General features: G+C 59.7%; 1 protein-coding gene (only partly in view). It reads right to left on the bottom strand.

Annotated elements, in window-relative coordinates; all coding sequences use genetic code 11:
* Window positions 1-13,225: the 5' portion of a CARDB domain-containing protein gene (locus VDP61_RS02455; RefSeq protein WP_323005345.1), read on the bottom strand. It extends 18,959 nt beyond the left edge of the window; 13,225 of the gene's 32,184 nt are visible here — the first part of the coding sequence; its start codon is at window positions 13,223-13,225; the stop codon falls past the left edge of the window.

Below are 13,225 nucleotides of genomic sequence, written 5' to 3'. Positions count from 1 at the left end.
GCCCCTCGGCATCGGCCTTTTGTCGCGCGATGAATTCATCGCGCGTCATCGGCGTTGCCGCAGCAACCACATTGAACTGGAACGGCAAATACCAAGGCAGATCACCCGAAACCACCTCTTTTGCAGGGTCGGTGAAAATCTCATGGATCAGCGGGTCCACGTCTTCCAGCGCCGCCACGCCCCCACTCAGGCCATCGCGCGCCGCCAGTGCCGGGTCACGGCCATAAAGGAAGGTCTTGATGCCTTCAAAATCGCGGTCAATCAGCGCCTGCAAACCCGGATAGGTCTGCACTGTAAAGTTCATCTGCACCTGACCCGCCGCAGCCAGATCATAGCCATAGCCGGGCGCAAGCAACTGCCCGCCAAGGTTCAGCCCCGATTGCGCGCCTGTCAGCCCCACCGTAGGCGCATCCGACCCATCGCCAAGGTTGGTCGCAAATTGCAGAAAAGGCAGGTTGTAGGCCATATCATTGACGCCCATTTCCGGCGCGCCAAAGGTGAAATAGACATATGGCGTATCAACATTGGTCAGGCTGTCGACCACGACGCTATAAAGCCCGGCTGAGCCCGCAGGCACCACGCGCGGGCCGCCAAGGCCGACGGTCACATCGCGTTCCACAGCGCGTTCCACCAGATAACGATAGGGCAAGATTGCCTGCTGGCCGTCGCCATTGGTCACGATGACATCGTAAAGCCCATGCGGCGCGCCTTGCAGATCAAAGATCGCAATCAGCTTGGTCGCATCAATCCGGCGCACGGATACCGGCAAAAACTCGGCCACACCGGGGCGCGACAGCTTGGCAATCGCGCCTTCGCTGATCGCGGCACCGTCGATCGTCATGGTCACAAACCGGGCCGAACCGCCCTGATCGGGGGTCACATCCATCACCTGAAACGGCAATAGCTCGGCTTTCAGGGTATGGGGTACGGGTGTGGTATCATCCCCGCCAAAACTGCGCACCAAAACGTAATAAATGCCCGGCTTGGTGGTGGAAATCACCGCTTCTTGCACCTGCCCGAAGATACTTTTCTGCGAGGCATCGAAATCGGCCTGATTTGGCGGTGCGTCCCATTTCACAAAAATCTCATTCGGCACCTGCGGATCGCCGCCCGCCAGCGACAGGCGCAGGGTTTTACCGGCAGGCACCTCGACCCGGAAAAGCCGTTCGGAATTGCCGGCCAGCATCGTGGTCACCGGCACATCCAGTGTCAGGCGCGGGCTTTGCACGGCCAGGGGGGCGGCGGCGGCAAGGGTGTTGTTGCCTTCATTCGCGCCCTCATTCACGGTGTTGCGGGCATCGGCGCGAACGATCACACGCCACATGCCATCGGCGACAATCGGCAGTTCGGCTGTCAGCGTTGCCGCATAGCTTTCACCCGCCGCCAACCCGCCCGTCCGGGTGAAATGCCCAAGGAAGATATCGCCAATATCCCAATCGCCATCTTTGGAAAGCCAGACGGCATCAACCCAGGTGCCCGTTGCCGCCTCGGTGCTTTGATTGGTGACGGTCCATGTCACCTCAACCGCATCACCGGGGGCAGACCCGCCGCTTGCCTCGACATTTTCGGGCCTCAGGTCAGAGGGCGGCACCTGATCTATCAACAGCGGCTGCGACGAGACGCGGATATTCTCTTCGGCGCCATTCTCATATACCTTGCCGGAATAGTCGTTGCGCAATGGATCGGCGACGACAAAGACATACCACGACCCCGACAGCCCTTTGGGCAAACGGCTGGACAAGGATACTTCACGCGCGGCGCCCGCCTCCAGCCCTGTCAGATGGTCATGGAAACCAAGGTAGAAATCGCTGCGCGTATCCAATGAGGCATCGCGCGAAAGATAGATCATATCGCGCCAGCCGCCGCCCGTGGCGATTGCGCCGGTGTTGGTAATTTCCCATGTCAGCGCAAGGCTTTGGCCGTTGATCGCGCGCTGCGGGATGGTCAGCGCGGTAATGACCAGATCGGCGGTCGATGCCGCCTCTACCGCAATCAGGGCGCTGGTGCTGTTATTGCCTTCGCCCTTGAACTCATCCACCGCATCCGCTGTCAGCGAAAGCCCCCGCAGGCCCGGACGGATGGTAGAGGTTTGGTAGGTTCCGCCTTTGCCAAAGTTGGAATCTGTCTCGATGTAAATCGTGTAATTGCCTGAAATCCCCTGCGGCAAGGTGATGTTCAGCGCGGCGTCATAGCTTTCGCCAATGCCAAGCGCGCCTGTATGGCGCAGTTCACCCAACAAGAAATCCTGCCCGTCAAGCGAGCCGTCAAGCGACAGGAACACCCGGTCCGTCCACGCAGCCACGCGGGTTGCGCGGCTGCCCTGATTGGTCACTGTCCATTGCAGCGCCAGCGGGCCGCCGCTGGTGGCATTGCTGGGGATCGTCTGCGCGGTTATGCGCAAATCCGGCTCGGCATAGGTTATATCAAGCGTGCCACGCCCGAAATTGCCGGTGGGGTCATCCTCGGTTTCAAATACCGTGCTGGCATAGCTGCTGCGCACCCGGTCCGCACTGCCGCTGTCGCTCTCGCCTTGCGGGATGTGGCCCACGCGGCCCACATCGGTGGCAACATGCAGGTAATAGGCGCCTTCGGTGCCCGGCGGCAACGTCAGATTCAGGCTTTGGGTATAGCTTTCCCCCGCACCAAGGCCCGCCCCGGCGTCATGCAAGACTTCGCCCAAAAAGGTTGCGCGCGTGCGGTCAAGAACCGGGTCTTTTGACAGCCAGACAGCATCCGCCCAATAGCGCGTTCCATCCCAGACGGGCCCACCCTGATTTTGCACGGTAAAGCTGATTGCCAGCGCCTCGCCCGAGGTGGCCCCAGCCGCCGCGGTAACCGCTATGACCCGCAAATCGGCGGGGATATTGGTAACCAGGGCCTGACCTGACGCGACGTTATTGGCCTCATCCGACTCGGCAACTGCTTGGCGTCCGTTTATGGCGGCATCGGTGATGACATGCACAAACAGCCCCGCCGCCGAGGGTGGCAGATCAAACTGCGCCGTGGTGGTATAAGAGGTGTCTGCCGCCAGCCCGTCATCCCGGCGGATATCACCGAGGAACCAAAGTTTGGCCCCCCCTGCGCCAAAGGTTGCCTTGTCCGACAGATAGACCCGATCAATCCAGCCGCCGGCCGGTGCCGCCTCAACCAGGCCGGTATTCGTGACTGTCCAGGTCACAGCCAGCGGCGCGCCCCCGGCGATAACCGGGCCTGCCGTTTGCACATCTGAAACCACAAGGTCGGGCCGTACCGGGGTATAACCCAGAATATCAATCGCGCGGCCTTTGTAATTGTTGTTGTCAATCTCGCTTGGGTCATCAGGATTTATGTTGATGGCCAGCGTATCTTCGGCCACCACATCATAGCTGTCGGACCAGGGCGTGATATAGTAGCGGCCCGAGGGCAGATTGGCGGGAATGGTGACCCGTACAACCATCTCATAGCTTTCGCCAACTGCCAGCGCGCCTTTATGGGTCACTGTTGCCAGCAGGCGCGCCGAATTGCCTTTCAGAAAATCCGCGCCGTCCACATCGACAAAGGCAGCCGTATTCGGGCGGCGCGCATCTCGCGTAATCCAGATCGTATCGCGCCAGGTGTCATCAAGCGTGACACCCTGACCCAGGTTGGTCACGCGGTACCGCAACTCGATTTCCGACCCGTAAACCGCCTGCACCGGGGCGATAACGCCCGATGCCACCAGATCGGGGCGCGGCAATGCATTAACCGTAAAGCCCGCAGACCCAAGGTTGTCACCGTCAAACGGGTATTCATCAACCGTACCGCCGCCATCGGTACTGACAAGAACATAGCCCTGCCCGGCCCAGCGCAGCGGCACCGTGCCGGTATCAGAGGTGATCTGATACCGCTCACCGGGGGCCAGCGACATTGGGTTGCCGGTGCGGCTGATCAAGATATCATCGCTGCTCAGCTTGTCATCCAGTGAAAGATAGACGGAATCGACCCAATCGCCGGTCGCGGCAACCGTGCCTTGGTTGATAACCTCAAACGTAGCGCGGATCGTGCCACCGGCGCTGACCAAGGGCGCTGCGATAACCGACGCGACCTTAAGGTTGGGGCGTGGGTTCAGCGTCACCTCAACCACCCGGTCATCCGACCCGGTATTGTTAAGCGCGGCGGCGCCGTTTTCATAAATGCCCTTGTCGTAATTGGTCACGACCGTCAGCGTATATGCACCCTCTATCTTGGTGGGCAGGCGAAATCTTTCGGTCCGTTGATAGCTTTGGCCAACGCCGAGTGTGCGTGTGGTGGTATAGGTGCCAACGATGATCGGGCGCTTTGCCGTATCCAACGGTATCAGCAAAACCCGGTCGGTCCAGCTTCCAACGGCATCGGCCTGCCCCTGATTGCTTACTTTCCACGCAAGATCAATCTCTTGCCCCTCGGCTGCGGTTGCCAGCGTGGCAAGGTCTGTCACCCTTAGATCCGCACTTGGCGCCAGTGAAACCGTCACCGTAGCCGCATCCGAGCGGTTGTTGTCGGCAAAGATGAACTCATACGGGGCGCTATGGCGGGCGTGGCGGGCGGTGTGAACCGTGACGTAATATGTGCCCTCAATCCCTTCGGGTATGTCGATCACGGCACTGCGGGCATAGATTTCACCCTGCGGCAGAATACCAAGATGGGTAAAGTTTTCGGTTGCCATTACCCCGGTGCCGCTGGGGCTGCGCGAAAGCGTGACGGTATCGGTCCAGCTTGACCGATCAGTGGCCCCAATGCCGGTGTTTTCAACCACCCATGCCACGTTGATCTGCCCGCCCGAAACCGCCACCGCCTGCGCCTGAATGCTGCGCACGGAAAGATCGGCGTAAGGGGAGCGGGCCACATCGACATTTTCCGCAAGGACCGCGCGGTTGTTTGCCGTCTTGCCATCCTCAAACACGGCGGCTGCCGCATCGGCGACAACGTAAATTTTAAGCCGGTCCGAAAAACCGGCAGGCAGCGTAATCGCCTCGGATCGCAGATAGAACGCGCCGGGCTGCAACGCGCCATCGCGGTTGAAGCTGGCCAGCAAGATATCATCGGCATCGCCAATGATGCTGTCGCGCGACGCCCAGACCTGATCTTGCCAGCCTGTCTCGGTCCCGACCTGCGCCGCAATATTCGTGACGCGCCAGCCAACCCGGATCACCGCAGGGTCGGCCACGGTCAGCGTTGGTGCCACCACATCCGAAACCGCAAGGTCGGAATGGTGCGTAAGGGTGACGGCAAGCGCGCGGGCCAGCGTGTTGTTGCCCTCTTCGGTCCGTTCTTCCACGACATCGGTGGCATCGGTGACCACGATCACCTGCCAGCCATCGCGGGCGGCAATCGGCAGCACCACCTCGGCGGTTTGGGTGTCAACGCTGCCGACGGCCAGCGCGCCTCGCTTTGCGGAGGTATGCAGCAAAATGTCGGTGCCATCCACGACGCCATCCCGAGACAGATAAATCCGGTCAACCCGCCCGGCCTGTGCCGCGCCGCCGCCCTGATTTCCGACCTGCCAGGTTATGGGAATCAAGGTTCCGGAAATCGCGGTATCGGGGGCCTCGATGTTAGAGACAAACAGATCTGGCGTTGACAGGCCAAAGGGTACTGGGGCCAAAGCGGCGTTATTTTCTTCGCGGCCAATCTCATAAACCTGCTCAAGCCGGTCGGTCACGACCAGAAAGCGCCATATCCCATCGGGAACGGTCGGCAGCGTCACATCCAGCGACAGATCAACCCCCGCACCCGCTGCAAGCGTCGTATCATGGCGGTAGGTGCCGATGTGACGCGCGCCGACCAGCCCGCCGGTTGCGGTCAGGTAAATATAATCGGTCCAGGGCGCGCGGGCGATGCCCTCGCCCCGGTTCTCAACCCGCCAGCTTACCTGTGCTACGGTTCCGGGTGAACCATCGGTCGGCCCGACCACATTCAGCGCCACAAGATCCGCAGCAGCGCTGGAAGAAATCAGGATCGGTTCCAGCGCGGCACGGCTATTGCTGGCCTCACCTGCGCCCTCGGCCTGGGTATTGCCGCTGTCGGTGACCACTATCAACCGCCAGGCCCCCGTAATGCCGCCCGGAATAACAACCGTCGCGCTGCCAGTATAGGTTTCACCGACCGCAAGCGGGCCAGCAGGGGCCGCAACCTGCGCCAGCAACATATCGCCTGCGTCAAGCACCCCATCTTGCGACAGGTAAACCGAATCCGCCCATGTGGCGCTGGTGGCGCTGTGGCCCTGATTGGCAACACGCCAGCCGACCTGCACCGATTGCCCCCAGCTTGCGGCTTGCGTGCCCGCCACGGCCTCGACCACCAGATCAGGCAAGGCGGCGGGGGCGATGGTCAGCGGCAGTCGGGCAGACAGGTTATTGCCCTCGCCATCGCCTTCATTCACGGCGGCATCTGCATCAACGATCACCGCCAGCCGCCAATCGCCAAAGAGGGAAGGCGGCAGGGTGATTGTCGTTGTCACCGTCTCGGCTGCGTTGCCAGCCAGGCCAGAGCGGTTCACCAAGCCAAGCACGATATCATCGGCATTGCCAAACACATCATCCGCACTCAGCACCAACCGATCCAGCCGCGGGCCTGCGGCGATGGATGTGGTGTTGGTGACCGTCCAGGACACCTGCAACGGGTTTCCGGCAACAGCCGCGCCACCAACAATCGGCGCGGTCACGGCCAGATCGGGATAGCTGCGCACGGTTGCGGCAAAATCAAGTGTTACGGCGTTATTCGATTCCGCCGAGTCATCTGCATTGGCCTCACGGACCGCCCCTCGGTAATCGACATTCAGGTAAAACCGCAGATCGCCCGCGCCACTTGCGCCATCGGGCAACGCAAAGGTCAGACTGCGGGCACGGGTTGCCCCAGCAGCCAGAACCGTTCCCGCCTCTTGCGCAAAGGTAACCTCTTGGTCGTAAACCCATTCCCTTGTGATCAGGTTATACACCCGAAGGTATTCGACAAACGGCCCGGTAACATTCGCCGTTCCGGCATTCTGCACATCCCAGGCAAAGGTTGCACTGTCACCCGCAAACAAAGGCCCATTAGTCAGCCGCAGATTGGCAACCTGCATATCTGGCGCAGACAGCACATCAAACAGCGTTGTGTTATTGGTCTCGGCATCGCCCGCCGCATTGCCTTCGTTGATCACCGCGGCGCTGTCGGTTGTCACGCTGAACCGCATCTTGCCGGTGCCGTCGATACCATCAGGCCAGGTAATCACTGCGCTCCGCTCTAGCGTGTCGCCAGCGGCAATGGCGCCCGACAGGGCCGGATCATAGGCCATACCCCATTGCCCGACAGATTTGTTATAGGCGGTAAGATTGTTCAGGCGCAGCTCTTCGGCAAAGCGGGTTGTGACGGCGGCCGCGCCCGCATTGCGCAGCGTCCAGCGCACAGTAACGGATTGCCCCGGCTGATAGCCGCGCGCAGGCTCGGTCCGGATGTTTTCAACCACCAGATCAGCCAGCGTATCGGGCAAGGCGATAAAGGCAAGCGATGCCGTGTTATTCGCCTCGGGGCTGGTGCCGCCATTGGTTTCATCGACCGCGTTGGCGATATCAAGTTCCAGTTCTGCGATCAGATTGCCCGTTCCCGGCGCGCCTTGCGGCAAGTGCAAAATCGCGCTGCGCTGCACCGAAGCGCCCGCAGCAAGCGGGCTGCCAAGATCGGGCGTGACGCGAACGCCGATGATTTCGCCCGTGTCGGCCCGGCGCAAAACCACCCGGTCCCGGCCCGTCAAAGCGGCTGCCGCGCCGGCGTTGGTGACAGTCCAGCCAACCGTTACAGGCTGGCCCGCCGTAATTGGCCCCGCAGCCGCAATCGAAAGCGCCGATGGCACCAGATCCGCCGCAACCCGCGCCAGAGTCGAGACTGGGATTGCATTGCGCAGCGGTGTCTCGATCAGATTGATCTTCAGGCTCTGCGGCTCTTGTCGCGCGTTGTTGCCTTCAAACATCAGCAGATAGCGCCCGCTGGCATCCAGCGTGATCGGGGCGCGCTGTGTGACAGAGGTCGGGCCAAATACCGCATTTCCATCCGGGCCGATCAGCCGCCAATTCGCATAAATGCCGCCAAACTCGGTCAGGTTGAAGGCAAGGCGCTGTCCGGCCACACCTTCAAATGCATAGCCCATGGTCACCGAACCCGGCGAAAGCTGAACCTGCAGCGGTTGGCCCAATGTCAGCTTTGGCAGATCATCCGCCAGCAAAAGCCGGAAGGGAAGCTGCGTCACATTATCATCCGAACGGTAAGCGATCAGCCGATAATCGCCCGCCGCCAGCCAGCGCAATGTATCGCTACGAAATTCATTATAGAACGTGTCGCTGTGAACCACGCGGTTTTGCGCATCAAGAATACGGAACCGGGCGTATGAGTCACTGATCTGGCTATCGACCCAAACCGAGCCGGCCTTTGACATCGTGAAGCTATAGTGCAGCTCTGCCCCAAGGTCGGAAAGGCTGTCTTGATTCCGCGCAGAAAACACAAGTGGGCGGGTTACGATCTGCTTTTCCGTTAGCCGGAAACTGTAGGACATGGCTGCGGTTACATTGGCCTGCGGAAGGATGACCAGCCGCCAGAGCCCGCTCATCTGCAATTCCCGTGCTGCGGTGTTCGTCATCTCGTAGCGCGGCAATACCGTGCCATCAGGCGCGATCAGAAAATAGGTGCCATTGGCATAGGATGTGCTGGACGACAGCACGTCAAATATCAGCGATTGTCCGGCGGTTCCGGTAAAGGTAAAACTGCGGGCCAGGGATGGCACGGTTTCATCCACCACCACGGTTTCCTCCAGGGCTATCGCACGCCCCTTTGCGGTATTCAGCAGTGCAACGCTGAACGGCGTCACCAGCGCGGCACCAGAGGTGAAGACCAATTCATAAACCCCAGGGGCAAGGCTGAAGGTTCGCGGGTCCAGGCCATCAATTCGGCCTGCGGCAACGCCCAGCCCGCTGGTGTCCAGCATTTTCCAGCTAAGCTGTGATGTGCTCAGGCTGCTGTGAAGCTGATAGACCCCGGCCTCGGTCACTGTGACTGCATAACGCGCCACCGTTCCCGCATCGGGCAGGGTAACCGTCGCAACCGTGTCCGGTGCCAAAGCCAGTGCCGGATTGGCCGCAATCGTCACGTTGACCGTGGCAGGAACCGAGGCGCCGCGCTCACCATCCAGAATCAGGGTATAGGTGCCCGCCAGCCGCGCCGTGAAATCAAGATAGCCGACCCGGTTTTGGGTGGAAACAAGCCTCCCTTGCGGGTCCAGCAGCAAATAACCGACGTAGTTTTCAGAGGTGCTTGCGATCATCCGCAGCGCCAGCTTTTCCCCTGCCGCCGCGTCGAAATGAAGGACGACCGCGCTTTGTGCCGGGTCAATCAGCGCGGTTGTCGGGGTCTCGCGCGGCAGGCTGGGGGCTGTATCAAGGTCCAGCAAAGAAAAGGCGAACGGATCAGATGCATTCGTGGTTCGGATGCTGATCTGGTACTCTCCGGCGGGCAGATCAAGCCACCATGTGCCGTCCTGTTGATCGCCGCGCGGGACAATCGTGGGTGCGAAATTGCCAAAACTCAAATCATCAACAATGACGCCAAGTGCATCGCGCAGCGTGACATACATGCGGAAATTATAGGTCTGTGCGTCTATGAACAGACGCTTGGGCGCATCCAGCGATACCAGAAAATTCTGCGCCACATTTGCCCCAGTCAGCGTACCGCTGGCGATTGCACCCACAGCAAGCGGCGTGCCGCTTAACACCGCCGCTGGTGTGGTGCCCTTGTCGCGGATCGCAAAGGCAAATTTGGGGCTGGCCCCGGAATTGCCAACCCCGCCCCTGATAACCATGATATATTGCCCGGTTTCAGACAGCAAAATTCCGTTGGTGTCCGTCAGCCCGCTGCGGGTATAGATACGGCGACCATCCGGCCCGAAAAGCTGATTATCCGCGGTGCCGGAACTGCTTAGCACGTCGAAATCAATAATCTGGCCGCGCACACCTTGCCAGGTAAACAGCGCCATGCCATTCGCCGGGTCCAGCGTGGTCAAAGGGGTCGATGTGTTATCCGTCAATGCCGTTGCATCAGCGACGCGCAGCAGGGTAAAGCCATAATCTGAAATATAGCCGTCAACGCCTTGCACGACGATGCTGTAGTTCCCTGCATCCAGATCAAGCCGCGATTCCGCAAAACTGACCGCATTCATCGTATCGGGGTTGGTCAGGGCCACGCCGTCACGCTCTAGATACCAGGTGACTTTGGTGCTGTTCAGATTGCTGTTGAAAAACAGGATTTCGGCTGCGTCCAGTGTGAAATCATGGCGGATGCTTGCCATTGGCGTTGCAATCATGCCTGAAATTTTTGTGCCGGGCGCAATGTCGCGCTGCCGCGTCTCTACAGTGGTCACGCGGAACGTCGTTTCCCAGGCTTCCGGGTTGGTGGTGCGGTCAATAAACACCAGCGTATAGCGCCCATCCTCGGGAACATAGGCGACCATGTCGGCCTGAAGCAGCGCCGCCTGCATCAGATTGCCCTGCGGGTCATAAAGCTGCCAATAGCCCTGCCCTGTCGACGCCTTTGTATCCAGAAAAACCTGCGTGCCGCCCAGCAAATCCAGATGCCTGAACATCGCGGCAGTCGTGCCCGCAATCGTCACATCCGCCCCAAGTGCCAGCGTGCCCCCCTGCGCCATATCACGCAGCGCAAAGCTGTAGGCCGGGGTAAGGGTTTGGTCTGGTGTCAGAACCAGCCGGTAATCCCCGGCGTTCAGCCGAAAATGGGCTGGATTGCTGTCAAAATCATTGAAATCACCATTGGCGGCAATGGAAACCTCTGCCCCGCCAGCATCAAAAACCTTCCAGCTCAGTCCCGAATTGGTCAGCGCATCAAAAAACAGCCGTTTCGTCTCGGTCAGCGAGAACAGATATTCATGCACCTCATACGGTACTGCGACTTGCCCGCTGATCACGGCATCAATGGCAAGGCTTTTTGTAACCGTCTTGGAACTGCGCAGCGTCAGGTCGTAAACAAGCGGCTGGCTTTGCCCAAACTGGCCCTTGATGGAAAAGTAATAGCGCCCGTCGCGGGCAGGCGTGAATGACAGATCGGCCCCGCTTGCGCCCGCTTGCAGATGCACGGTGCCATCCGGCCCAAAGACATACAGGTTTGGGTTGTAATAGGTATTCCTGCCGGTCATCGCATCGAAATCAAAGGTCAGTTGTTCACCGCCAATGGCATCAAAAGCAAAGCTGACACTGTCCTCTCCCGGATCAATCGTGCCGTTGAACCGTTGGCCAAGCGCCAGAACCGGAAGCGCGGCAACGTCGCGAATGACCAGCCGGGTGACTGCCGTGTCGTCATAATACCTGGAAAGCCGGATCCGATACTCACCCGCCGCAAGCCGAAAGCGCTGCGAGGCCATTGCGGCATCTACGGCGATATTGCTTTTGATAACCCCTTCCGGGCCGAAAAGATCATAGCGCAGATAATACGCGCCAGTCCCGATCTCGGGCGATTCAATTTGAATCGTCGTGGCATTGGGCACGGTAAAGGCCATTTCAAGGATACGGCCCGGCTGGTCAATATCTACAAGGAAAGGCGTTTCAAGGGCAACGCGCTGGGTGACGACAGGCGACAGGCTCAGGTTCCAACTGGTTTCAATCACCGTATTGGCGCTGCGCATGACCTCCAGCCGGTATGTGCCATCATAGGGCGCAACCACTGTGCTGATATCACTCAGGCCTGAGGTCAAATCCCAGCTGTTCTTTCCATCTGGTGAAAAGAGCCTAAACGCAAGGTTGTAGGAACTTGCGTTTCCGGTCAATCGGTCAAGCACCAGCCGCTGACCAGATTGCAGGGTGACCGAATAGATTTTCAAAGCATTATCAGCGTCAAGCGCGGTGGTCGTATCCGCGCCCAGTATCAGCGGGATATGCCCGTCATCGGTGTTGCGCAACCGGATCTTGTAGGCGCCGGGTACAACGCTGGCATTGCTGCCCTTGAGTACCAGCGAATAACTGCCCGGCACCAGGGCCTTGTGCACAAGATAATTGGCATAGCGATCAAGGCTGCTGGAGCTCATGACCGTGCCGGACGCGCCTTCCAGTGACCATTTCATCGTCGCTGGCAAATCCTCCAGAAACTCCATGGCAAGCGGCGTGCCACTGATCACCGTGAAATCATAGCGATGTTCCTGCCCCGCAGCCAAGCTGCCCGCAAGCACATCGCCGATTGCAACGGTTTGCACCGTGCGGTCCACGACGGTACCACCAAAGCTGCCATTTTGCTTGATCTCAAAAGCGTAATTGCCAAGGCCAAGCGCGCTGTCTGTCACCACAAAAGTATAGCGCCCCGCTTGCAAATCCAGCACGGTTGGCGTTTCGCCCAGCACGACCGGCGTATTGATGGCGCCATTTGGCGATTGTACAAACCAGGTTGGCAAAACCGTATTCGCGCGGATGCCGGTAATTTCTACCCGGCTATTGCTGGCAAGCGTAAAGCTGTAGACATGTGTCTCGCCGGTCGTGTCAATAGTTGCGGTCTGGGTGCTGCCCAGCGCATAGGCTTTGCCCTCTGGCTGCCCCAACGTCATACGCAACACCAGATCAACCGGCGTCGTATTCGCGGGCATCCCTTCAATCAGCAGCGTGTAGCGCCCGGTTTCGGTCAGCACCCTGTTGAAACCGGTCAGGTTGTTGTTTCGCAGCACCGTACCAGATGGCGCAACAAGGGCGATATTGGCGTCATTCGAACCAGCCGAGTGCGTGACTGCCAGATTGAAGAAATCCCCTGCGTTTGCCTCAAATGCCAGCTCTCGGGTTTCATTGCCGACGGGCAAATTGACCGGGTGGTCGGTGTTGGGCAGCAAGCTGGGGGCGTCTGACAGGTCGTGCAACTCAAACCGATAATCACCCGTCTGCAGGCTCGCGCCAAAAACGCTTAGCGTATAGGTGCCGCGCATCAATTCAGCCACCGCCGGGTGGCTGCGGCCATAGCCCGCATCCAGATGCATCCGACCGGTAATTTCGGCTGACTCTGGCCCGCTTAGCCGCCAGTTCAGCTCTGCCGGGCTGAGCGAGTCGAAGGATACGCGCAGCGGCTCGGAAATCGTGATCTGATAGCTGTCCTGCTCACCGGGTACTGAAATCGTGCCGATGATGGGGACCAGATCGGCCGATAGCAGCAAGCGCGGCTCCAGCGTCTCCATCAATACGCGGCGTGAGACAGTGCCCCGCAGCAGTTCTGTTGTCAT

This window comes from Pseudorhodobacter sp. (assembly GCF_034675685.1).
GTDB lineage: Bacteria > Pseudomonadota > Alphaproteobacteria > Rhodobacterales > Rhodobacteraceae > Pseudorhodobacter.
This window is presented reverse-complemented; position numbering and strand designations above follow the sequence as displayed.